Annotated in this window: 18 protein-coding genes and 1 riboswitch; of the genes, 11 read left to right on the top strand and 7 right to left on the bottom strand. The window is 73.2% G+C overall.

Annotated elements, in window-relative coordinates:
* Positions 1 to 60: 60 nt before the first annotated feature.
* Complete coding sequence (pcrA, locus tag ACWCPW_RS13240) at positions 61 to 2,577, bottom strand: DNA helicase PcrA (RefSeq protein ID WP_449761668.1); 2,517 nt, start codon at positions 2,575 to 2,577, stop codon at positions 61 to 63.
* Between the two features lie 158 nt (positions 2,578 to 2,735).
* Between pcrA and ACWCPW_RS13235 the strand changes: the two genes are divergently transcribed.
* Complete coding sequence (locus ACWCPW_RS13235; RefSeq protein ID WP_449761667.1) at positions 2,736 to 3,455, top strand: PIG-L deacetylase family protein; 720 nt, start codon at positions 2,736 to 2,738, stop codon at positions 3,453 to 3,455.
* Positions 3,456 to 3,505: 50 nt separating this feature from the next.
* Here ACWCPW_RS13235 and ACWCPW_RS13230 read toward each other — a convergent pair whose 3' ends face one another.
* A complete protein-coding gene (locus ACWCPW_RS13230) occupies positions 3,506 to 3,862 on the bottom strand; it encodes a hypothetical protein (protein ID WP_449761666.1) in 357 nt (118 codons plus the stop codon).
* 345 nt (positions 3,863 to 4,207) lie between these two features.
* Positions 4,208 to 4,345: riboswitch (cyclic di-AMP (ydaO/yuaA leader) on the top strand.
* A gap of 9 nt (positions 4,346 to 4,354) precedes the next feature.
* Between ACWCPW_RS13230 and ACWCPW_RS13225 the strand changes: the two genes are divergently transcribed.
* Complete coding sequence (locus ACWCPW_RS13225) at positions 4,355 to 5,440, top strand: NlpC/P60 family protein (RefSeq protein WP_449761665.1); 1,086 nt, start codon at positions 4,355 to 4,357, stop codon at positions 5,438 to 5,440.
* Between the two features lie 94 nt (positions 5,441 to 5,534).
* Here ACWCPW_RS13225 and ACWCPW_RS13220 read toward each other — a convergent pair whose 3' ends face one another.
* Together ACWCPW_RS13220 and ACWCPW_RS13215 are read right to left on the bottom strand one after the other, a co-directional pair.
* Positions 5,535 to 6,212 (bottom strand): LuxR C-terminal-related transcriptional regulator, encoded by a 678-nt coding sequence (locus ACWCPW_RS13220; RefSeq protein ID WP_449761664.1) that lies wholly within the window; start codon positions 6,210 to 6,212, stop codon positions 5,535 to 5,537.
* Positions 6,209 to 7,471, bottom strand: coding sequence for an ATP-binding protein (locus ACWCPW_RS13215; protein ID WP_449761663.1), 1,263 nt, complete (start codon positions 7,469 to 7,471; stop codon positions 6,209 to 6,211). The genes ACWCPW_RS13220 and ACWCPW_RS13215 overlap by 4 nt, the downstream gene beginning before the upstream one ends.
* 133 nt (positions 7,472 to 7,604) lie before the next feature.
* On the opposite strand from ACWCPW_RS13215, the gene ACWCPW_RS13210 reads away from it, so the two are divergent.
* Together ACWCPW_RS13210 and ACWCPW_RS13205 are read left to right on the top strand one after the other, a co-directional pair.
* Positions 7,605 to 8,882 carry a PspC domain-containing protein gene (locus tag ACWCPW_RS13210; RefSeq protein WP_449761662.1) on the top strand — a complete coding sequence of 426 codons (1,278 nt, stop codon included), beginning with the start codon at positions 7,605 to 7,607 and terminating at the stop codon, positions 8,880 to 8,882.
* A gap of 76 nt (positions 8,883 to 8,958) precedes the next feature.
* On the top strand, positions 8,959 to 9,537 hold the full coding sequence (locus tag ACWCPW_RS13205; protein ID WP_449761661.1) for a hypothetical protein: 579 nt from the start codon (positions 8,959 to 8,961) through the stop codon (positions 9,535 to 9,537).
* A gap of 92 nt (positions 9,538 to 9,629) precedes the next feature.
* On the opposite strand, the gene ACWCPW_RS13200 is transcribed toward ACWCPW_RS13205, so the two are convergent.
* The 3 genes from ACWCPW_RS13200 to ACWCPW_RS13190 all read right to left on the bottom strand — a co-directional run bounded on the left by ACWCPW_RS13200 (position 9,630) and on the right by ACWCPW_RS13190 (position 13,271).
* Positions 9,630 to 10,547: a glutathione S-transferase family protein gene (locus ACWCPW_RS13200; protein ID WP_449761660.1), complete on the bottom strand. Its 918-nt coding sequence runs from the start codon at positions 10,545 to 10,547 to the stop codon at positions 9,630 to 9,632.
* A 70-nt stretch (positions 10,548 to 10,617) separates the two neighbouring features.
* On the bottom strand, positions 10,618 to 12,312 hold the full coding sequence (locus tag ACWCPW_RS13195) for a peptidoglycan DD-metalloendopeptidase family protein (protein WP_449761659.1): 1,695 nt from the start codon (positions 12,310 to 12,312) through the stop codon (positions 10,618 to 10,620).
* An 89-nt stretch (positions 12,313 to 12,401) separates the two neighbouring features.
* The gene (locus ACWCPW_RS13190; protein WP_449761658.1) at positions 12,402 to 13,271 is read right to left on the bottom strand and encodes an esterase/lipase family protein; all 870 of its coding nucleotides are present in this window, start codon (positions 13,269 to 13,271) and stop codon (positions 12,402 to 12,404) included.
* A gap of 275 nt (positions 13,272 to 13,546) precedes the next feature.
* Here ACWCPW_RS13190 and ACWCPW_RS13185 point away from each other — a divergent pair, with 275 nt between their 5' ends.
* The 7 genes from ACWCPW_RS13185 to ACWCPW_RS13155 all read left to right on the top strand — a co-directional run bounded on the left by ACWCPW_RS13185 (position 13,547) and on the right by ACWCPW_RS13155 (position 22,375).
* A complete protein-coding gene (locus ACWCPW_RS13185; RefSeq protein WP_395869976.1) occupies positions 13,547 to 13,957 on the top strand; it encodes a cobalamin B12-binding domain-containing protein in 411 nt (136 codons plus the stop codon).
* An 89-nt stretch (positions 13,958 to 14,046) separates the two neighbouring features.
* On the top strand, positions 14,047 to 15,399 hold the full coding sequence (locus tag ACWCPW_RS13180) for an SWIM zinc finger family protein (protein ID WP_449761657.1): 1,353 nt from the start codon (positions 14,047 to 14,049) through the stop codon (positions 15,397 to 15,399).
* A 147-nt stretch (positions 15,400 to 15,546) separates the two neighbouring features.
* A complete protein-coding gene (locus tag ACWCPW_RS13175) occupies positions 15,547 to 17,025 on the top strand; it encodes a DUF5691 domain-containing protein (RefSeq protein WP_449761656.1) in 1,479 nt (492 codons plus the stop codon).
* A 116-nt stretch (positions 17,026 to 17,141) separates the two neighbouring features.
* Positions 17,142 to 17,729, top strand: coding sequence for a Uma2 family endonuclease (locus ACWCPW_RS13170; RefSeq protein WP_449761655.1), 588 nt, complete (start codon positions 17,142 to 17,144; stop codon positions 17,727 to 17,729).
* A gap of 85 nt (positions 17,730 to 17,814) precedes the next feature.
* Positions 17,815 to 18,918, top strand: a complete 1,104-nt coding sequence (locus ACWCPW_RS13165) for an ATP-binding protein (RefSeq protein ID WP_449761654.1) — start codon at positions 17,815 to 17,817, stop codon at positions 18,916 to 18,918.
* Positions 18,918 to 21,215 (top strand): DUF5682 family protein, encoded by a 2,298-nt coding sequence (locus ACWCPW_RS13160; protein ID WP_449761653.1) that lies wholly within the window; start codon positions 18,918 to 18,920, stop codon positions 21,213 to 21,215. Before ACWCPW_RS13165 ends, ACWCPW_RS13160 begins: the two co-directional genes overlap by 1 nt.
* Complete coding sequence (locus tag ACWCPW_RS13155; RefSeq protein ID WP_449761652.1) at positions 21,212 to 22,375, top strand: VWA domain-containing protein; 1,164 nt, start codon at positions 21,212 to 21,214, stop codon at positions 22,373 to 22,375. The genes ACWCPW_RS13160 and ACWCPW_RS13155 overlap by 4 nt, the downstream gene beginning before the upstream one ends.
* Positions 22,376 to 22,458 lie beyond the last annotated feature (83 nt).

The raw sequence follows: 22,458 nt of genomic DNA, 5'->3' as shown, positions 1-22,458 counted from the left end.
GCGGGCCGGGCCGATTCACTCGGCCCGGCCCGCCCGCGTTCGTGCGACGAGGTTCGCGCGCTACAACTTCTGCACCGGCGCGTAGCGCAGCAGCAGGGTCTTCTCGCCGCCCGCGCCGAAGTCGATCGTGGCCTTGGCCTTGTCGCCGGTCTCGGCGGTGGAGACCACGGTGCCCAGACCGAACTTGTCGTGGGTGACCCGGTCGCCGGGGGACAGCGCGACGATCGGCCGTTCCTTGATCTGCGCGCCCTTGCCGAAGCCGCCGCGCGAGCCGACCGTCGACTTGGTCGCGGACAGCGCCTTGGCCGCCGACGGGGACGTGCCGCGCCAGTCGACCAGCTTCTCGGGCAACTCGCCCAGGAAGCGCGACGGCGGGTTGTACGACGGCGCGCCCCACGCGCTGCGCGTCTTCGCGAGTGTGACGTGCAGCCGCTCCCGGGCGCGGGTGATGCCGACGTAGGCCAGTCGGCGCTCCTCCTCCAGTTCCTTCGCGTCGCCCAGCGAGCGCATGTGCGGGAAGACGCCGTCCTCCAGGCCGGTCAGGAACACCGTGGGGAACTCCAGGCCCTTGGCGGTGTGCAGGGTCATCAGCGTGACCACGCCGCCATCCTCCCCGTCGGTGGGGATCTGGTCCGAGTCCGCCACCAGGGAGACCCGCTCCAGGAAGTCGGCCAACGTGCCGGCGCCGCCCTCCTGGGCCTGGGCCTGCTCGAACTCCAGTGCCACCGCCGCGAGTTCCTGGAGGTTCTCGATCCGGGTCTCGTCCTGCGGGTCACTGGACGCCTGCAACTCGGCCAGGTAGCCGGTCTGTTCCAGGATCGCCTCCAACACGGTCGCGGGACCCGCGCCGCCGTCCACGACCGCGGTGAGGTCGTCGAGCAGTTGCACGAAGCCCTTGACCGCGTTGGCGGACCGCTTGGCCAGACCCGGCGCGTCCTCGGCGCGGCGCAGCGCCTGGGCGAACGGGATCCGGTCGCGGGTGGCGAGCACCTCCAGGCACGCCTCGGCCCGGTCGCCGATGCCGCGCTTGGGCACGTTCAGGATCCGCCGCAGCGAGACGGTGTCGTCCGGGTTGGCCAGCAGCCGCAGGTAGGCGAGCACGTCCCGGACCTCGCGGCGCTCGTAGAAGCGCACACCGCCGACGACCTTGTACGGCAGCCCGACCCGGATGAAGACTTCCTCGAACACGCGGGACTGGGCGTTGGTCCGGTAGAACACCGCGACCTGGCCCGGCTTGGTCTTGCCCGCGTCGGTGAGCCGGTCCACCTCGTCCGCGACGAACTGGGCCTCGTCGTGCTCGTCGTCGGCGACGTACCCGACGATGGGGGTGCCCTCGCCGGCGTCCGTCCACAGGTTCTTCGCACGCCGATTGCTGTTGCGCTCGATCACCGCGTTGGCCGCGCTGAGGATGGTCTGCGTCGAGCGGTAGTTCTGCTCCAGCAGGATCGTCGTGGCGTCGGGGTAGTCGGCCTCGAAGTCGAGGATGTTGCGGATGGTCGCGCCGCGGAACGCGTAGATCGACTGGTCCGCGTCACCCACCACGCACAGCTCGGCCGGTTCGATCTCGGCCAGGCCCGCCTCGGCCGGGTTCACCAGGTCGCCGTCGACCGTGCGCCGGGGCCCGCTGCCCGCCGCGCCGCCGACCAGTTCGCGCACCAGCGTGTACTGCGCGTGGTTGGTGTCCTGGTACTCGTCGACCAGCACGTGCCGAAAACGCCGCCGGTAGTGCTCCGCGACGTCCGGGAACGCCTGGAGCAGATGCACCGTGGTCATGATCAGGTCGTCGAAGTCCAGCGCGTTGGCCTGGCGCAGTCGCTCCTGGTACATCGTGTACGCCTGAGCGAGTATGCGCTCGGTCTCGTTGATCGCCTTCGCCGCGAAGTCCTCGTGGTCGACCAGCTCGTTCTTGAGGTTGGAGACCTGCGCGTTGAACTTGCGCGGCGGGAACTTCTTCGGGTCCAGGTCCAGGTCGCGGCAGACCATCGCCATCAGCCGCTGCTGGTCGGCCGAGTCGTAGATGGAGAACGACGAGCTCATGCCGAGCTTCTTGTACTGCTGCCGCAGGATGCGTACGCACGCCGAGTGGAAGGTGGACACCCACATGGCCCGGGTGCGCGGCCCGACCAGCGCCTCGACCCGTTCGCGCATCTCGGCGGCGGCCTTGTTGGTGAATGTGATCGCCAGGATCTCGCCGGGGTGCACGTCCCGGGCCGCGAGCAGGTACGCGATCCGGTGGGTCAGCACGCGCGTCTTGCCGGAGCCCGCGCCGGCCACGATGAGCAGCGGAGAGCCCTCGTGCACGACCGCGGCGCGCTGCTGCGGGTTCATCCCGTCCAGCAGCCGGGTCGGATCCACCACCGGGCGCGGCGCGCCGTTGCGGTAGTAGGCGTCGCGCGGCTCGGGCGGCGGTGCGTACTGCCCTTCGTACAGGTCGTCCGGATAGTCCTCCGGAAGGCCGTACACGTGGTTCTCGTCCGGCTCGGGCGGCAGCGGAATGTCGTCCGCGGGGCTCGTGGGGGACTTCTTGGCCGCGGTCTCGAAACCGGGCAGGGGGATGTCGTCGAAGAGGCTGCTCATCGTTCCCCGAGTCTAGGTGGGTAACAAGCGAGTCGTGCTCGGCCCTTTGTACAGAGCGGAGATCATTGCGCCGACGACGGGATTTTCGCCGCCGGCATCACGTCGATCGGGATCGGTGGATCACCGGTCGGGGATCGATCCGATCAAGGGAGTACATCGTGCTGGACGATCGTGACGTGGAACGGGTGCTGGTGCTGGCCGCGCATCCGGACGACATCGACTACGGGGCGGCGGGGACGGTGGCGACCTGGACCGAGGCCGGCATCGAGGTGAGCTACTGCCTGGTCACCGACGGGGACGCGGGCGGCTTCGACCCGGCGGTGCCGCGATCCGAGATCGGCGGGATCCGGCGGGCCGAGCAGACCGCGGCGGCGGCGCACGTGGGGGTGAAGCGGCTCTACTGGCTCGGCTACCCGGACGGGCGGTTGGCCGCGACCTTCGAGCTGCGCCGCGACATCACCCGGGTGATTCGGCAGGTGCGGCCGCAGCGCATGGTGATCCCCAGCCCCGAGCGGGACTGGTCGCGGCTCGCGCCCAGCCATCCGGATCATCTGGAGGCGGGCGAGGCGGCGATGCGGGCGATCTATCCGGACGCCCGGAATCCGTTCGCGCACCCCGAGCTGCTGGACGCGGAGGGACTGGAGGAGTGGACCGTGCCGGAGACGTGGTTGTCGCCGACAGGGGACCCGGACCACGCGGTCGAGGTGAGCGCGGTGTTCGAGCGCAAGATGGCGGCGTTGTTGTCGCACGCGAGTCAGACGAGTCACCTGTCCGGGCTGCGTGAGGAGGTCACCCGCATGCTCGGTCGCAATGCCCTGCGATTCGGGCTGGGCGCGGGGCGGATGGCCGAGGTGTTCCGGGTGGTGGACACCCGCTAGGGCGCGTCGGCGACCCGCCCGGGAGGTGGGCCGGCGGGTTCGGCGCCGGCTCAGGTCCACATCACGGCGATGGCGATGTTCGCCACGGTCAGCAGGCCGATCGCGCCGAGGACCTTGGGGGAGACCCGGTCCGCGGCGCGGTTGCCCCAGACCAGCAGCAGGATCGCCAGCAGGATCACCAGCTTGGTGCCGATCTTGGCGTTGTCCACGTCCCGGTCCAGGCCCGCCTGGACCACCCCGACCAGCGCCAGGCCGGTGACGAGCATGGTCAGCGCACCGTGCGTCATCGCGGGCACGATCCGCACGTCGCCGGCGCGCAGCCCGGACATCTGGGTGAGAACGCCGCCGAGCAGGGACGCGATGCCCACGATGTGCAAGACCAGCAGGATCTGGCGCAGAACATCCACGTCGTACAACTCCTCGTCGGCTCCTCGCGCGGCGCCCGGGACGCCGCCGTCGTTGCGGGTCGCAGCTTAGCCGGCACCCGATAAGGGACCTTCCGGCTGGTCATACGCCGGCAATGCTCGCCAAAACGGCCCAAGATCGACTTTCGGGAATCCGGGCGCTTTTCCCGTGATACGGGGAGAAGGAAACGGCGACATTGGTAAAGTTTTGGTAATGCAGAGGCCAATGGTGATGACCTTGACACGCCTGTGGCTAGTGTTCTGCGACAGGCGATCGGCTCGACGTCGGCCACCCGGTCGACACGATCGCCTCCGCCGAATTCGGGGACGCGTTTCGGTGACGGTGGGTGACCATCGTCGTCGCGACGAGAAGCCGGAACCGGGGACCCTCGCAGTCCCTGGGGTGAATCGGTGCTCCGGCACCGTAGGGCGCCTTCTTCCGCCCGAACCCGTCAGCTAACCCGGTAGGCGGCCGAGGAAGGAGACCCGCCACCAGTGGCGTCCCAACGTCGACCCGGGCAGCACCGCAAGCCCAAGCCGCGCACCGCCGTGCGTACCGCAGCGACCGTCGTCACGGCCGCCGCGACGATGACCGGCGTGATGACCTTCGCCGGCACCGCGAGCGCGGATCCCGCGCAGTCGTTCCAGCAGACCAAGGAACGCGTCAACCAGTTGCACAGCGACGTGGTCAAGGCCACCGACGCCGCCAACGGCGTCGAGGAGCAGATCACCAAGCAGCAGGGCACCGCGAACCAGACGCAGGCCCGGATCACCGAGGAACAGACCGCGCTGAACGCCCTGCGCGACCAGATCGGTGTCCTGGCGGCGAACCAGTACCGCAGCGGCGGCCTGCCGCCGTCGCTCTCGCTCGCGCTCAGCGGCGACCCCGAGGGTTACCTGCAGAAGTCGCAGATGATGTCCCAGCTCGACGGCCAGCAGGCCGCGAAGCTGAAGCAGATCGCGGCGCAGGCCCGAGTTCTCCAGCAGGACCGCACCGAGGCCTCCTCGCAGCTCGCGGAACTGGAGAAGCTGCGCACCGAGCTGAACAAGAACAAGGCCGACATCCAGGCCAAGCTCTCCGAGGCCCAGCGGCTGCTGAACACGCTCACCGAGCAGCAGAAGAAGGAAGTCCTCGACTCGGACGAGCACGCGAACGACACCTCGCGTACGCCGGACCGCAGTTCGCGGGACAAGCCGGACACACCGCCGCCGGCGACCAACATCCCGGCCTCCGGTCGGGCCCAGGCCGCGATCAGCTTCGCGTTGGCGCAGATCGGCAAGCCGTACGTCTCCGGCGCCGAGGGCCCCGGCTCGTACGACTGCTCGGGCCTGACCCAGGCGTCCTGGAAGGCGGCGAACGTCTCGCTCAGCCGCACCACCTGGACCCAGATCAACGACGGTCCCAAGATCGCCAAGAGCGCCCTCCAGCCGGGCGACCTGGTGTTCTTCTACTCGGACAACCGGCACGTGGGCATGTACATCGGCAACGGCCAGATCGTGCACGCCCCGCGCCCGGGCAAGACCGTGACCAAGGCGCCGCTGGACTCGATGCCGTTCCTCGCGGCCATTCGACCCGGCTAGGCCCACCGGACACCGGCGACACCTCGACGGCGCCCGTCCTCGGATTCGTTCCGAGGACGGGCGCCGTCGTGTGTGCCGGGTGCCGCGGTCCGGGTCAGACCAGCCGACGGTCGGTCGCCCAGCGGGTCAGTTCGTGCCGGTTGGAAAGCTGCAACTTGCGCAGTACGGCGGACACATGGGTCTCCACCGTCTTGACCGAGATGACCAGCCGCCGGGCGATCTCCTTGTACGCGTAGCCGCGCGCGATCAGCCGCAGCACCTCGCGCTCGCGCTGGGTGAGCCGGTCCAGGTCCTCGTCGATCGGCGGCACGTCGGTGGCCGCGAACGCGTCCAGCACGAAGCCCGCCAGACGCGGCGAGAACACCGCGTCGCCCTCGCCGACCCGGCCGATCGCGCGGATCAACTCGTCGCCGGTGATCGACTTGGTCACATACCCCCGGGCGCCGCCGCGGATCACCCCGATCACGTCCTCGGCCGCGTCCGAGACGGAAAGCGCCAAAAAGCGCACGGCCGGGATCAACGACGCGCACCGGCGCAGCACCTCGACCCCGCCGCCGCCGGGCAGGTGCACGTCGAGCAGGACCACCTCGGGACGGGTCTCGGTGACCACGGCCACCGCGCTCGCGACGTCGTCGGCCTCGCCGACCACCTCGACCGCCTCGCCGATCTCGGCGCGCACGCCGGTCCGGAACATCCGGTGGTCGTCGACCAGGACCACCCGGGTACGGGGCGCGTCCTCGGGGTGCTCGGTGCTCGTCTCGGTGGCGTTCACGTGTTCGTCCTTCCCACAGCGGCCCGGCCGGCCTCGGCTCGGCGCATCTCCAGCTCGACCTCGGTGCCCTCGCCGGGTTCGCTGCGGATGTTCGCGGCGCCCCCGTTGCGGCGCATGCGCCCGAGAACGGACTCTCGCACACCGAGCCGGTCGGCGGGCACCGCGTCCGGGTCGAAGCCGGGTCCGCGGTCGCGGACGAAGACGGTGACCATGTCCTCGTCGGCCTCGCCGAACACCGAGATCGCCGCGCCGCCCGCGTACTTCGCCGCGTTGACCATCGCCTCGCGCGCGGCGGCCAGCAGGGCGGCCAGTTTGTCGTCCACCGGGCAGTCGCCCACGGACACCACCTCGATCGACACGCCGTGCGCGTCCTCGACCTCGGCGGCGGTCGAGCGCAGCGCGGCGGCGAAGGTGCGATCCGGTTCCTCGCCGTCGGGGCGGTACAACCACGCGCGCAACTCGCGCTCCTGCGCGCGGGCCAGCCGGGCCACCTCGCGCGGGTCGTCGACCTGACGCTGGATCAGGGTCAGCGTGTGCAGCACCGAGTCGTGCACGTGCGCGGCCACCTCGGCCCGTTCCTGGGCCCGGATCCGGGCCCGACGCTCGGCGCCGAGCTCGCGGGTCTGCCGCAGCAGATACGGGCCGAAGATGACCAGCAGCCCGACCAGGAGCAGCCCGGCGCCGCGCATCGCGACCAGCGCGTCGCCGAGGCCGCCCCGGCCGAACGAGAAGAACACCAGACCGGCCAGCACCAGCGTGGCGCCGACGAAGGTGCGCAGCGCGCCGGCCACCCGGCTGCGCCCGTCGAGCGAGAACCACCGGTTGCGCTGCGACTCGTCCGCCTGGCGCCACAGCAGGATCACCCCGGGACCGGCCACCAGCAACGGCCAGATCCAGTCCCCGACCTTGCTTCCGCTGGTGGTCGCGCCCACGCCGGTGAGCATGGTCGCGGCGATCAGCACGACGATCAGGGCGAGCGCCTGGTGCCGCTCCCGACCGCGTTCGCGCGGCGGCGGGGTGGTGGCCCCCGCGCCCTGCGGTACGAAGATCCAAAAGGCCGCGTAGAGCGCGATCCCCAGACCCGCGAAGAACGCGAGCGCGACGAAGGCGACCCGCAGCAGCAGCACCTCGACACCGAGGTGCTCGGACAGACCGCGCGCGACGCCGCCGGCGAACCGGTGGGAGGCGGCGCGGCGGAGCCGGGGGGTCGAGGGCGCGGGCCGGACGGGCGCGGCGGGCGGGGGGTGGACGGCGGTCACACGACCGATCGTCACACGCCGGCAAGCCCCGACGCATCAGGGCCCGACCCTGATTCGCCCTCAGGGTCGAACCAGGGGTGGGCCAGGGCGGAGCCCGATGGGAACGGCGCGGTGGGAACGCCACGATGGACCCATGAACGACGACATGAAACCCGGTATCTCGGCCGGCGACCGGGCCGGCGACGTCCCGGGCGGCCCTGCGGGGTCGTCCGCGGCGCCCACGACGACGATTCGCCCGCAGCTCCTGCGCAGCACCGAGGACCGGATGGTCTCGGGCGTGTGTGGCGGCCTCGGCGAGCACTTCGGCCTCGACCCCGTGATCTTCCGCATCGTGTTCGCGGTGCTGTCGCTCTTCGGCGGGGTGGGCGTACTGGTGTACAGCCTGGGCTGGCTGTTGATCCCGGCTCGGGGCGAGGAGCAGCCGCTGCTGCGGCGGATCCTCTCCGGGAAGTTCGACTACGGGGCATCGGCCGCCGCCGTGGTCGCCGTCATGGGGGTCGCCTTGTTCTTCACCTACCTGGACTCGGGCTTCGGCCCGTCCGTTCCGTTGCTGATGATCACCGCCGTGGTGTTGTTCATGGTGTGGTCCGATACGAAGAGGAAGCACGAGGCCGCCGTCCGCACGGCCGGGGTCGCGGCGATGGCGCCGGCTCCCACCCAGGTGGACGCCGGGCCGGACGGCGCGACGGTGCCCGGGCCGCCGATGTGGTGGCAGGTGCCGGGTTCGGGGGCCGCGCAGGAGAACCGGCCCGCGTCGGCTCCGGAGCCGGTGCGGCCCAAGCGCCCGCGCTCGTGGCTGCGACTGGCCACGCTGTCCGCGGCCACCGCCGCCGGCGGTCTGCTGTGGGTCCTGGACCACACGGGGGCCGCGGACGTGACGTTCACCGTCGCGCTCGCGACCCTGCTCGGCATCGTCGGCCTGGGCCTGCTCGCGGGCTCCTGGTTCGGCCGGGCCCGGCTGCTGATCGTGCCCGCGGTGGTGCTCACCGGCCTGCTCGCCGCGGTCACCGCGATCACCGTGCCGCTGACCGGCCCGTCGGGTGAGCGCACCTACACGCCCACCTCGGTCTCGGCCCTGCCGACCTCGTACGAGTTGGGCATGGGCACGATGGACATCGACCTGCGTCGGCTCGACCTCGGGGCCGGCGGCAGCGCGACGGTCAAGGCCCGGATCGGCGCCGGGCAGATCCAGGTCTGGGTGCCCAAGGACGTCACGGTGGTCTTCCGGGGCGGCGCCGACGTCGGCCAGGTGCGCACGCCGGCGGGTCGGGACGAAGGCTATCGTCCCCGGCGCGCGGAGACCACGGCTCCGGAGGCGGGGCCGGGGCGCGGGACGATCACGCTCGACCTGAAGGTCGGCCTGGGCGAGGTCGAACTGCTGAACGGCGACGACGGCCGGGAGCCCCGATGAGCGCGCCGACGGTCGACCCGGTCGACGGCCGCAGGACCCGACAGCGCACCACGACCCGGATGGAGGGCGATTTCCGATGAGGCTCGACAGGTACCGCTTCGACCCGATGGCCCTGATCGCGGGCGTGGTCTTCACCGGCATCGCGGTCGCCTACCTGCTGCGGGCGACCGGCGCCGTGTCGGTGAGCCCGCCGTGGGTCCTGGCCACCGCGGCGATCGGGGTGGGGCTGGCCGGCCTGGCGGGGGCGCTGTGGGCGCTGCTGCCCAAGGGCGGGCCGGCGCCGGTGGCGGCGCCGATGCCGCCGATGCGCCCGATGGCTTCCGCGACTTCGCCGGAGTCGGTCGCACCGTTCGAGCCGGGGACCTCGTCGGAGCCGACCGCGTCGTTCGACTCGACTACGTCGTTCGACTCGACGGCTTCGCTCGAGCCGACGGCTTCGCCCGAATCGACGGCTGTGCCCGAGCCGACGGCCGCGCTCGGGTCGACCGCTTCGCTCGCGGTCCACGATGTGAGCGAGGACGTCGCCGAGCCGTACGCCGACGACGTGGCCGAGACCGGACACGCGGCCGAGGCGGCGGGCGACGCCGAGGGCGGGGCCGGCAGCGAGGACGACCGTCCCGACCCGGAGCCGCCGACCGTGGACCTGACCAAGTAGGCGCCGGAGGGTGGGCGTGCCGCGGGTGGGCCGACGGCCCACCCGCGGCACGCGTCGTGTCCGTGTGTCCGTGTGTGTCCTTGTGCCCGTGCTCAGCCGCGTCCGTGCGGCGTGAGCCACAGCGCCGCGTCCGGCCCCTTGGGCACGACGCCGGTCGGGTTGATCATGTCGTGGGTGACGTAGTAGTGCCGCTTGATGTGGTCGAAGTCGACCGTGTCGCCGAAGCCCTCGGTCTGGAACAGGTCGCGGGCGTAGGCCCACAGGACCGGATACTCGGTCAGCTTGCGCAGGTTGGTCTTGAAGTGCCCGTGGTAGACCGCGTCGAAGCGGACCAGCGTGGTGAACAGCCGGATGTCCGCCTCGGTGATCGTCTCGCCGACCAGGTAGCGCCGCCCGGCCAGCCGCTTCTCCAGCGCGTCCAGGCGGGCGAACAGCGCGTCGAACGCGGCCTCGTAGGCCTCCTGCGTGGTGGCGAACCCGCAGCGGTACACGCCGTTGTTGACGTCCCGGAAGACGTCCGCGTTGATCGCGTCGATCTCCGCGCGCAGCGGCCGCGGGTACAGGTCCGGCGCGCCGGCGCGGTGCAGCGCGGTCCAGCGGGTGGAGAGGTCCAGGGTGATCTGCGGGTAGTCGTTGGTGACCACCTGCCCGGTGCGCAGGTCGATGATCGCGGGCACGGTCACCCGGCCGGCGTAGGTCGGGTCACCGGCCCGGTAGGCGTCGGCCAGGAAGGCCAGCCCGGTGACCGGGTCGCGCCCGTCGGGGTGATTGGTGAACCGCCAGCCGGTCTCGTCCCGGATCGGGTCCACCACGGACATCCCGAGCGCGTCCTCCAACCCGAGCAGGCGCCGCACGATCACCGCCCGGTGCGCCCAGGGACACGCCAACGACACGACCAGCTGGTATCGGCCGGCCTCCGGGTCGGGACGTCCGGTGAACCGATTGGCCTGCCGGACGAACTCCCCGCGCTTTCCCGTCTCGGCCGCGAACTGCGGCTCGGAAGTGGTCATGCGTCCACGGTAGATCGCCGGGGCCCGGACCGGGGGTCGGCGAGCCGACGCCGGTCCGAGGTGCCCGCCGTCAGGTCGGGTCGAGGCCGTTCGCGCGGAGCCAGGGGAGCGGGTTGATCGGGGCGCCGCCGCCCGGGCGCACCTCGAAGTGCAGGTGCGGGCCGGTGCTGTTGCCGGTGTCGCCGCTGTAGGCGATCACGTCGCCCGCCTTGACCGGGCCGGAGCGGATCTTGGCGCGAGTCAGGTGGCAGTACCAGAACTCGGTGCCGTCCTTGGCGGTCAGGATCACCATGTTGCCGTAGGCCGAGTTCACCTCGGTGCGCACCACGCCGTCCATCACCGCGAACACCGAGGTGCCCAGGTCCACCGGGAAGTCGATGCCGGTGTGGGTGTGCGCCCAGCGCGAGCCGGACGAGCCGAAATAGGCGCTGAGGCCGCGCTGAGTGACCGGGAGGAAGTACTTGGGCCTCAGGGACTCCTTGCGCTGGCGCTCGGCTTCCTGGGCCCGCTGAGCCTCCTCCTGGGCCCGCCGGGTCTCGTCCTGGCGCTCCTGGAGCGAGATCCGGGTCTGCGCGCGGCTGGCGCGCTCGGCGAAGTCCTCGGCGCCGACCTGGAGATCCACCAGTTGCTTGTCCATCGGCGACATCAGCGGCAGATCCTCGCCGCCCGCCACCGGGTCCGCGTCCTTGGTCTCGGCACCCGCGGTGTGCAGGCCGCCGATCGCGGCGACGGCCATCGCCGCGGCACCCATCACCGCGAGCGGCGCGCCGGCGGTGAGCGGGAGCGCGCGTTTGCGCTTGACCGCGGCCTTGGCCGGGCTCTTCTTCGGCCGCGCGTCCGCGGCCGGCCGGTCCTGTCGCCGGCTCCGCTCCACCGGCTCGTCGGCCGCGTCGTCGTCCGGCTCGGCCTCGTTGTCGGTGCGGGCCGGCACGCTGTCGCCGTGGTCACCGAGGTCGAAGGCGGGCTCGATCGGCGCGGGCGTCGTGCCGTCGTCGAACAGGTCCGTCGTCGAGCGGTTGCCACCGGACCACATGTCGGCGTCGTCGCGCACCGGGACGGGGGAGAACCAGGTGTCGGACTCCCACGCGGCGGTGTCCGAAGCGGCGTACCACATACCGGTGTTCGAGCCGTTGTCCCAGGACGGGTCGACGTACGGCGCGGCCGGCGCGTCCTGGACCGCGGTGTCGGCGACCGCCCAGGTCTGGGTCTGCGTCTGCACGCCGTAGGCGGCGTACCCGCCGCTGTCCGGGACCGCGGCGTAGCCGTACGTGCCCGAGGCGTCGTAGCCGGTCACGGCGTCGTAGCCGCCCGAGACGGCGGCGTGCGCGCCGCTGTCGTACCCGTCCGACGACCCGCCCGGGATCGCCCGGCCGTACGCGTCGTAGCCCGGCGCCGAGGTGTATCCCGAGGCGTCGTAGGCGGGTTGGTACCCGGACGCGTCGTAGCCCGAGGAGCCGTGGGCCGAGCCGTCGTAGCCGGGCGTGCCGCCGGCGGGGTCGTGGTTCGTGCCGGCGTACGTCGCCGTCGCGTCGTAACCGTCGTACGACGGAGCCTGCGCGCCCCAGCCGCCCGAGGAGTCGACCGCCGGGTAACCGCCGTTCGTACCGGCCGGGTACGCGCTCGCGTCGTACCCGGAGGTCTGGCCGTATCCCTGGTCGTAGCCGCCCTGGAACGAGCCGGACGGACCGTAGGGGGAGTACGCACCCTCGGCGTCCGGAACGTAGCGACCCTGCTGATCCTCGCTCGGATAGCGAACGTCCGTCACCTACGTCGCCTTCGTTTCGGGGGCTGGTCGGAATCGGACTGTAGTGCTCTTGACGTTCGCAGGACAATCCTCGCGATGAGAACCGCAGGTCAGGCCGCCGAGCGGGTGACGAGGTCCGGCGGCGTCGAAGCCGGTCGGGCGGCCGTCGGCACGGCGTCGTACCCGATCGGGCGCACGGTGCCGAGCAATCGGGTGATCTGTGCCAACACGGGCGCGTGCACGGTCAGCGTGACATGCCCGGCGCCGGGAACCAGGACGTTGACCGCGTCCAGGTCCGGGTGGTCGATCGCGCCCGACCACAACGGCAGTACGAACGGGTCCAGGTCGCCCCAGTAGGCCACGAAACGCGTCGCGCAACCGGGCGCCGGCCCGGCCAGCGCGGCGATCGGCGGGCTGTCCGGGAGCAGTTCCCGGACCAGCGGGTGCGCGCTGAGCAACCGCGCGGTGCGGGTGCCGCGGTGCGGGGTGCCCAGGGTCACCACGGTGCGCACCAGCGCGTCGCCGCCGAGCAACTGGGCGTGGTAGCGGGCGATCAGGCCACCGAGGCTGTGGCCGATCACATGCACACCGGTCGCGCCGTCACGCGCGCACACCCGCTCGATGTACCGGCCCAGCAACGCCGCCTTGCCCGCCACGTCGCCGCCGACCGGATTGTGGTTGACCGCGTGCACGTTCGCGCCCGCGCGCAGCAGCGACCCGCGCAGCGGGCCGAAGATCGAACGGTTGTCGGCCAGCCCGTGCACGAGCACCACCGGGAGCCGCTCGCCGGCCCCGATCGGCGCGGGGTCGCCGCGCCCGTCGGTCCCGCGACGGGCGGTCGGGCGGGTCGGGAGCAGGCCGCCGGGGTAGCGGGCGAGGTGTCCGGCGATCAGCGCGACCTCGCGCGCCGCGCCGCGCAGGATCGCGGCGGGCGGCAGCGCGGGGGCGCGGCGGTCGGGAGAGGGGGACGCGAGCGCCATTGCGGGCCTCCCGGGTGGCGACGCGGGGCGGGCCCGGCGGGTGTGGCGCGGTCGCGAGGCGCCTACCGACGGTCGCGAACCGCCTACTGGTGGGTATCCCCGACGACACGCGGACGAAACGGCGGGTTCATCTACATGACGGTCATTCAGCGTCAGTGCCGCCAAAGGGACTTCATCCGGCGGGTGATCGTCCCGGGGACCGCCCCGGGCGGCCCGCCCCGGTCGGGGGTTACGCTCCGGGCGAGGGCTTCGCGAGGTACATGATGGAGGCAGTGATGGGTGTTCCCGGACCGATCAGGATCGTGGTGGCCAAGCCCGGACTGGACGGGCACGATCGCGGCGTCAAGGTGGTCGCCCGCGCGCTGCGCGACGCGGGCTTCGAGGTGGTCTACACCGGACTGCACCAGACCCCGGTCCAGATCGTGGAGACGGCCATCCAGGAGGACGCCGACGCGATCGGCCTCTCCGTGCTCTCCGGCGCGCACATGACGCTGTTCGCCAAGGTCATCGAGTTGCTCAAGGAGCGCGAGGCGGAGGACATCCTGGTCTTCGGCGGCGGGATCATCCCGGAGGAGGACGTCCCGGAACTCGAGCGGATCGGCGTCGCGGCGGTCTTCACGCCGGGCGCACCGACCACCGACATCGTCGACTGGGTGCGCGCGCACGTGGCGACCACGCCTGCCTGACCGGGCACTTCGCCCGGATCGGGACAACCGGTGGTCGGGTTCGGCCGGCTCGTGCACACGTGTCGGTGCGGGCCCGTACCGTGACCGTCATGCTGGAACGGTGGACCGCGGAACAGGTGCTGGCTCTCGCTCCCGACGCGGCGTCACGCGAGGCCGGGAGCAAGCTGGCGACACCACGCCCGTGGTCGGCCGCGGGTGCCACGACCTTCGCCGGCGGGGGCGGCGCGGTGTGGGGTGTGTGCGCGGGAAGCGGGTCGACGCCCTACCGCACGGTGGTCGACCCGAGCGGACCCGCGTCGCAATGCTCGTGTCCCAGCCGCAAGTTCCCGTGCAAGCACGTGCTCGGGCTGCTGCTCCTGTGGGCGGCCGACCCGACGGCGGTGCCCGCCGACGCGAGCGCCCCGGACTGGGCGGAGGTGTGGGTGACCGGGCGGCGGGAGCGGGCCGGGAAGGCCGCGTCGGCCGGATCCGCGCCGGCCGACCCCGCGGCGGCCCGCCGGCGGGCCGAACAGCGCGCGGCGCAGGTGGCCGAGGGGGCCGAGCGGTTGCGCCGCTGGCTGGCCGACCGGGTCCATCAGGGCCTGGCGGGCACCGAGCGTGAGGGATACGCCATGTGGGACGGCATCGCCGAGCGCATGGTCGACGCCAAGGCGCCGGGGTTGGCGGCCCGGTTGCGCGCGGCCGGCGCGATACCGGCGTCCGGGGCGGAGGGCTGGCCCGGCCGACTGCTCGAGGACTACGCCGAGTTGTGGCTGCTGCTGCGCGCCCACGAACACGCCGACGACCTGGACCCGTCCCTGGCGGCCGGGCTGCGGGCGCGGATCGGCTGGACCGTGGACGCGGAGGACGTGCTGCGCAAGGCCCGGGAGGCGGGCACGGTGGTGCGGGATCGCTGGCTGGTGCTGGGCAGCCGGGACAGCGTGGACGGCAATCTGACGGAGCGTCGGATCTGGCTGCGCGGTACGGAGTCCGGTCGGCCGGCGCTGGTGCTGGCCTTCGGGCCGCAGGGCCGCGCGCCGCAACTGGCGCTGCCGGTGGGCCGATCGATCGAGGCCGACGCCGCCTTCCACGACGACGCGGTGCCGCTGCGGGCGGCGTTGGGCGAGCGGAGCGGCACGTCGTTGGAGGGCGCGGAGCCCGCGGGGGTCGGGCCGGAGGAGGCCACCCTGGGCTACGCCGAGGCGCTGCGCAGCGAACCGTGGCTGGAGGCCTGGCCGGTGGTACTGGCCGACGTGGTCGCGGTGCCGGAGCCGATGGGCTGGCGGATCGCGGGGGCGGACGGCTTCTGGCTGCCGGTGGACCGCGCGCGGACCGGCGAACAGGCGCTGTGGCGGCTGTCCGCGATGTCCGGCGGCGCCGGGCTGACCGTGTTCGGCGAGTACGGCGCGCGCGGATTCGTCCCGGTGACCGCGTGGCACGAGGGCCGGGCCGTGCAGTTGTAGCCGGTCGCGCCGCCCGGCCCGGGCCCGTGGCGGCGCCTCGGCGGACGGCGGCGCCCGGGCGGGCGAGATCGGCCCGGGAGGGCCCGAAAGACCATCGGCGGTGTGTCGGTCGGCGTGCCGATCGTCGTGTGCGGAAGGGGAGTTCGGATGCGGGTGGCGGATCCGGTGTGGGACGACCTGGTGTCGGCGGCATTGGTGGGCACCGGACGGCGACCGGCCGCGGACCTGCCCGCACGGGACGCGCTGGGCACGCTGGCCGCGCGGGTGGACCGGGCGGACGAGGCGGTACGGCTGCTCGACCTGGCCGCGATCGTGATGGTGCATCGGCGCGCGGGCCGGCGAGCCCCCGCGGGTGCGCCGCCGGCTCCGTGCACCGAGGTGGACCCCCGGCCGGCCGTGCCGGAGCCGGCCCGGGCACGGCTGCGGATCCTGCTCGAGGGCGACGGGATGGACTTCCTGCCCGAGTGGCTCGCGCTGGCCCGCGCGGCCGGACTGCGCGCGCCCGAATCCGAACTGCCGGCCCTGTTGACCGCCGCCCGCTCGCGGACCGATCTGCGCGAGACCGTGGCCGACCTGGCCGGACCGCGGGGACGCTGGCTGGCCGGGCTCAACCCGGAGTGGGTGTGGCTGACCCGGATCGCGGCCGGTGCCGTCGAGGATCCGGTCGAGCAGTGGCGGCACGGCCGGTTCGGCGAGCGGCTCGCGGCGTTCGAGGTGTTGCGCGGCGGCGATCCGGACGCGGCCCGGGCGTTGTTGGCCCAGGTGTGGCACGCCGAGCCGGCCGAGGACCGCGCGGTGCTGGTGGCGGCGCTGCGGACCAAGTTGTCGGGCGGCGACGAGGCGTTCCTGGAACAGGCCCTGGACGATCGGGCCAAGGTGGTGCGGGTGGCCGCCGCGCGGTTGCTCACCGAACTGCCCGGTTCGGCCTTCGTGGCCCGGATGCGTGAGCGGGCGCTGGCCTGCCTGCGGCCCGGCGGCGCGGGTCGGGTGCTGGTGGTGCCGCCGAGCGAGTGCGACGAGGCGATGCGGCGGGACGGCATCGCGGAGACCTCGCCGACCGGGCGCGAGGACCACTCGTGGTGGCTGGGCGAGATCGTCGCGGCCACGCCGCTCGGGGTGTGGCGGGAGGTGTTCGGGGCGAGTCCCGAGGAGATCGTGGCCCGCACGCTGCCGCGCCGCTTCGTGGAGGACGTCCGGGAGGGCTGGGCCCGCGCGGCCGTGCTCCAGCGGGACGTCGCCTGGGCCCGGGCGCTGGCCGGGCGCGGCGCGCCCACCCGGCTGCTGACGGTGCTGCCGGCGGCCGAGTGCGCCGAACACGTGGCCCGGCACATCGCCGCGCACGGGCTCTCCGAGGCCCTGCAACTGCTGACCAACTGCCCGGCGCCATGGCCGGCCGCGCTGGGCGACGCGGTCCTGGACGCGCTCGCGAGCGCGGCCGAGGGCGGCGGCTACCCCTGGAGCTTCAGCGGCGCCCGCGACGTGGCCGGCCGCGGCCTGGACCCGGCCACGATCGACCGGGTGGAGCACCTGGCCGAGGGAGAGGGCGAATGGCCCAAGGCCTTCCGCGCCCTGGCCGACACCCTGCGCTACCGGGCCACGATGCGCGCGGAACTCCTGGGCGGCTGAACCTCGGGCGCCCTCGGCCCGGACGCCCGGTGGTCGACCGGGCGGCCGAATCATCCGTCCGGGTGGACCGCCCGTCGTCCCGTCCTCGGCGGACCTCGCCGCGAGAGGATGGGCGGGTGACCGACGACGCGGATCAGATCGACCCACTCGCGAACCTGCGCCTCACCGCCCTGCGGATGCTGCGCGACTCCGGCGAGTTTCCCGAGAGCGTGCGGTGGGAGGCGTCTCCGGCCGGCCTGGTCATGCAGGCGTCGCCGGACTGGGAGCATGCCCGGATCCTCACGGGCCTGCGCCATCTGCTCGAACCCTCGCTTCCGGCCGAGATCCTGGTGCTGGAGGGCGTTGCCTTCGTGGTGGGCGTCGGCACCGAGCGCACACCCGACCTCGTCGTCCTCGATCCCCGAAAGAAGGCCGAGTTCCGGGACGGCCACGCGTTGTCCGCGTCCGGGGTCTGGATGTTCGTCGAGGTGACCTCGGACAGCACGCGCCGCGTCGACGTGCGGGAGAAGCCCGGCGAGTACGCACGAGCCGAGGTGCCGGTGATGCTGATCGTGGATCGGCACAAGCAGGAGGTGATCGTGCACTTCGAGCCGGTCGACGGGCGCTACACGTTCACCGAGCGAGTGCGGGCGGGCGCCGCGGTGCGCCTGCCCGAGCCGTTCGACGCGACCGTCGAGACCGGGTTCCTGCTCGACCACCTGTGAGATCGGCGGCCCCGAAAGTGTCGGACCCGGGCGGCAGGATGGGGTCTGTTCGGGTTTGTTCGAGCCCTGGGGGAGCGCTGTGACCATGTCCGCCGCACCGGTTGAGCACAGTGTCCTGCGGGCGCACGCCGAGGACGCGTTCGCCGACGAACTGGCCGCGCTCGCCGCCGCCGACGAGCGGCCCCGGCCGCCGCGCTGGAAGCTTTCGCCGTGGGCGGTGGCCACCTACCTGCTGGGCGGCACGCTCGCGGACGGCACGGTGATCTCGCCCAAGTACATCGGCCCCCGGCGGATCGTCGAGGTCGCCGTCACCACGCTGGCCACCGACCGCGCGCTGCTGCTGCTCGGCGTGCCGGGCACGGCCAAGACGTGGGTGTCCGAGCACCTGGCCGCCGCGGTGTGCGGCGACTCCACGCTGCTGGTCCAGGGCACCGCGGGCACGCCCGAGGAGGCCATTCGCTACGGCTGGAACTACGCACAACTGCTCGCGCACGGGCCCAGCCGCGAAGCGATGGTGGCCGGCCCGGTGATGCGCGCGATGAGCCGCGGGCTGGTCGCCCGGGTCGAGGAACTCACCCGCATCCCGGCCGACGTACAGGACTCGCTGATCACCATCCTGTCCGAGAAGACCCTGCCGGTACCGGAGTTGAACGACGAGGTCCAGGCCGTGCGCGGGTTCAACCTGATCGCCACCGCCAACGACCGCGACCGGGGCGTCAACGAGCTCTCGTCCGCGCTGCGCCGCCGATTCAACACCGTGGTCCTCCCGTTGCCCGCGACCGCCGACGCCGAGGTGGACATCGTCAGCCGCCGGGTGGCCCAGCTCGGCTCCTCGCTCGACCTGCCGCCGGTGGCCGCCGCCGAGGCCGAACTGCGGCGCGTGGTCACGGTGTTCCGCGAACTGCGCGGCGGCCTGACCGAGGACGGCCGGACCAAGCTGAAGACCCCGTCCGGGACGCTGTCCACCGCCGAGGCGATCTCGGTGGTGACCGGCGGCCTCGCGCTGGCCGCGCACTTCGGCGACGGCGTGCTGCGCTCGGCGGACGTGGCCGCGGGCATCGTGGGCGCGGTGGTCAAGGACCCGGCCGCGGACACCCTGGTCTGGCGCGAGTACCTGGAGACGGCCGTGCGGCCGCGGGCCGACTGGCAGGACTTCTACCGGGCCTGCCGCGACGCGGACCGTGCCTGATGCCCACCCGCGCGCCCGAACCGCCGATCCTGCTCGGCGTCCGGCACCACGGCCCCGGTTCGGCCCGGGCCGTCGCCGCGGCGCTCGCGCAGGTCGAGCCGGACATCGTGCTGATCGAGGGCCCGCCCGAGGCGGACGTGCTGCTGTCCTTCGCCGCCGACCCCGACATGCGACCGCCGGTCGCGCTGCTCGCACACGCCGTCGACGATCCGGCGCAGGCGGGCTTTTGGCCCTACGCCGACTTCAGCCCCGAGTGGGTGGCCATCCGCCACGCCGGCGCACACGGCGTACCGGTCCGGTTCATCGACCTGCCGGTCGCGGTGTCCTTCACGCTCGACCGGGCCCGCCGCGAACGCGCGGCCGACGACCCGCCCGAGGACACCGAGGCCGCGCCCGCGCCGCCGCGCGTCGACCCGATCGCGGAGCTGGCCCGACTGGCCGGCCAGGACGACCCGGAGCGCTGGTGGGAGGACGTGATCGAGCACCGGCTGCCCACCGGCGGGGACGCGCTGACCCCGTTCGCGGCGCTCGCCGACGCGATGGCCGCGCTGCGCGAGGACGAACCCGCGGCCGCCCCCGTCTCCGGGGCCGAGCCCGACGTCGAGCGGCTGCGCGAGGCGTACATGCGCCAGTGCGTGCGGTCCGCGCGCCGTGCCGGACATCGCCGGATCGCCGTGGTGTGCGGCGCGTGGCACCTGCCCGCGCTCGCCGCGCCCGTCTCGGCCGCCGCCGACCGCGCGCTGCTCGCGCCGCACCGGGCCAAGGTCAAGGTGGAGAGCACGTGGGTGCCGTGGACGCACCGCCGACTCGCGCAGAGCTCCGGCTACGGAGCGGGCGTCGCCTCGCCCGGGTGGTACCGACACCTGTACGCGAGCACCGACGAACGCGAGCTGCTGCCACGCTGGTTCGTGCGGATCGCGTCGCTGTTGCGCGACGCGGGCCACCCGGTGTCCTCGGCGCACGTGATCGAGGCCACCCGGCACGCGAGCGCGCTGGCCGCGCTGCGCGATCGGCCGCTGGCCGGCCTGGACGAGACGATCGAGGCGGTCCGCGCGGTGATGTGCGACGGCGTCACCGGGCCGCTCGCGCTGGTCCACGACGCGCTCGTGGTGGGCGACGTGATCGGCGAGGTGCCCGACGCGGTGCCCGCCGTACCGCTCCAGCGCGACCTGTCCCGCGAACAGCGCCGACTGCGGCTGCGGCCCGAGCCCTCGCCCCGCGAACTCGAACTCGACCTGCGCAAACCCTCGCACGCCGACCGCAGCCGACTGCTCAACCGACTCGCGCTGCTGGACGTGCCGTGGGGCGTGCCGACCCGGGCCCGGGAGGGCAAGGGGACCTTTCGCGAGACCTGGCGCCTGGACTGGCAACCGGAGTTGGCGATCCGGGTCGCCGAGGCGGGCGTGTGGGGGACCACCGTGGTCGCCGCCGCGGCGGCCCGCACGGCCGACCTGGCGATCCGGGCCGAATCGCTCGCCGAGGTGACCGACGTCGCCGAGCGCTGCCTGCGAGCCGACCTGCCCGGCGCGCTGCCGCTGATCATGCGCGTGCTGGACCGACGCGCCGCGTTGGACACCGACGTGAGCCGACTCGCCGAGGCGCTGCCGGGCCTGGTGCGCGCGCTGCGCTACGGCGACGTACGCGGCACCGACACCTCCGCGCTGGGCACCGTGGTGGCCGGCCTGGTGGTCCGGATCTGCGTCGGGCTGCCGCCCGCGTGCGCGGGCCTGGACGAGGACGGCGCCAAGGCCATGCGCCGACGCCTGGACGACGTGCACGCCGCCGTGCAACTGCTGCCCGACGAGCAGCAGTACGAGTGGTACGCCACCCTTCACCGGCTCGCCGACCGGGAGAACCTGCCCGGCCTGCTCACCGGCCGAGCCACCCGGCTGCTCCTGGACCTGGGCCGGCTCGACCCGGAGGCGGCCGCCCCGCGCCTGGCCCGGGCACTGACCCGAGGCGTCCCGCATCGCGAATCGGCTGCCTGGATCGAGGGCTTCCTGGCCGGCGGCGGCATGCTGCTCGTGCACGACGAACGCCTGCTCGCGCTGGTCGACGAGTGGATCACCGGCACCCCCGACGACCTGTTCACCGAGATCCTGCCGCTGCTGCGACGCACCTTCACCACCTTCGCCGCGGCCGAGCGGCGGATGCTGGGCGAGCGGGTCCGCACCCCCGCGCACGCGGCCGTACAGGCCGCGACCGCCGACCTGTTCGACACCGCGCGCGCCGACGCCGTACTGCCGTTGCTGGCCGAGATCCTCGGCCTCGAACGCCGAGAGGCGGCCACCCGATGAGCGAGAGCACGAGCGACGAGCGACTGCGCCGCTGGCGCCTGGTGCTGGGCGGCGACGCGGACGGCACCGGCTACGGCCTGACCGGCGAGGACACCCGGATCGACCGGGCCCTGGCCGCGCTCTACCACCCGGGAAACCCGGCCCCGCGCGGCAGCAGGCGCGGCACCGGCCCACGCGCCGCCGGCCTGGGCGCCTCCGCGCCGTCGGTGGCCCGCTGGCTCGGCGACATCCGCGAACACTTCCCGGCGGGCGTCGTACAGATCCTGCAGCGGGACGCGATCGAGCGGCTCGACCTGACCCGACTGCTCCTGGAACCGGAGATGCTGGCCGCCGTCGAACCGGACGTGCACCTGGTCGGCACGCTGCTCGCGCTCAACAAGCTGATGCCCGAGGCCACCAAGGAGGCCGCCCGCGCGGTGGTCCGCACCGTCGTCGACGACCTGGAGCGCCGGGTCGCGCAGCGCACCACGAGCCTGGTCCAGGGCGCGCTGGACCGGGCGACCCGGATCAACCGGCCGCGACACCACGACATCGACTGGAACGCCACGATCAAGGCCAACCTCAAGCACTACCAGGCCGAGCACCGCACTATCGTGCCGGAGCGCCTGGTCGGCTACGGCCGGCAGCGGCACGGCGTGCGCAAGGACGTGATCCTGTGCGTCGACCAGTCCGGCTCGATGGCGGCGTCGGTGGTCTACGCGTCGGTGTTCGGCGCGGTGCTGGGCTCGATGCGCTCGCTCGAGACCTCGCTGGTCGTCTTCGACACGAACGTGGTCGACCTCACCGGGCACCTGGACGACCCGGTGGACGTGCTGTTCGGCACCCAACTCGGCGGCGGCACCGACATCAACCGCGCGCTGGCCTACTGCCAGTCCCTGATCACCCGCCCCGCGGAGACGGTCGTCGTACTGATCAGCGACCTGTACGAGGGCGGCGTCCGCGACGAGATGTTGCGTCGCGCGGCGGCCATGCAGGCGGCCGGCACCTCGTTCGTCACCCTGCTCGCCCTCTCCGACGAGGGCGCCCCGGCCTACGACCACACCAACGCGGCGGCCCTGGCCGCGCTCGGCAGCCCCGCCTTCGCGTGCACCCCCGACCTGTTCCCGGAGGTGATGGCGGCGGCGATCCAGGGCCTGCCGCTCCCCGTCCCGGAGCCGTAGCGTCCGGGCCGACGTGTCCCGCCGGTTCCCGAGACGAGGGCAACAGGGCTTCGGCGTGGGATGGGACACATTGCCGCGATCAC

The organism is Embleya sp. NPDC001921 (genome assembly GCF_053594475.1).
The sequence above is the reverse complement of the archived record's forward strand: the minus strand, read 5'-3'. Positions and strand labels throughout refer to the sequence as shown.

Excerpts from the sequence above, each read along its gene's own strand:
- ACWCPW_RS13210 (WP_449761662.1), top strand. The coding sequence starts at position 7,605 with ATGAACGACGACATGAAACCCGGTATCTCGGCCGGCGACCGGGCCGGC.
- pcrA (WP_449761668.1), bottom strand. The coding sequence starts at position 2,577 with ATGAGCAGCCTCTTCGACGACATCCCCCTGCCCGGTTTCGAGACCGCG.
- ACWCPW_RS13185 (WP_395869976.1), top strand. The coding sequence starts at position 13,547 with ATGGGTGTTCCCGGACCGATCAGGATCGTGGTGGCCAAGCCCGGACTG.
- ACWCPW_RS13165 (WP_449761654.1), top strand. The coding sequence starts at position 17,815 with ATGTCCGCCGCACCGGTTGAGCACAGTGTCCTGCGGGCGCACGCCGAG.
- ACWCPW_RS13190 (WP_449761658.1), bottom strand. The coding sequence starts at position 13,271 with ATGGCGCTCGCGTCCCCCTCTCCCGACCGCCGCGCCCCCGCGCTGCCG.
- ACWCPW_RS13155 (WP_449761652.1), top strand. The coding sequence starts at position 21,212 with ATGAGCGAGAGCACGAGCGACGAGCGACTGCGCCGCTGGCGCCTGGTG.
- ACWCPW_RS13200 (WP_449761660.1), bottom strand. The coding sequence starts at position 10,547 with ATGACCACTTCCGAGCCGCAGTTCGCGGCCGAGACGGGAAAGCGCGGG.
- ACWCPW_RS13180 (WP_449761657.1), top strand. The coding sequence starts at position 14,047 with ATGCTGGAACGGTGGACCGCGGAACAGGTGCTGGCTCTCGCTCCCGAC.
- ACWCPW_RS13160 (WP_449761653.1), top strand. The coding sequence starts at position 18,918 with ATGCCCACCCGCGCGCCCGAACCGCCGATCCTGCTCGGCGTCCGGCAC.
- ACWCPW_RS13175 (WP_449761656.1), top strand. The coding sequence starts at position 15,547 with ATGCGGGTGGCGGATCCGGTGTGGGACGACCTGGTGTCGGCGGCATTG.
- ACWCPW_RS13205 (WP_449761661.1), top strand. The coding sequence starts at position 8,959 with ATGAGGCTCGACAGGTACCGCTTCGACCCGATGGCCCTGATCGCGGGC.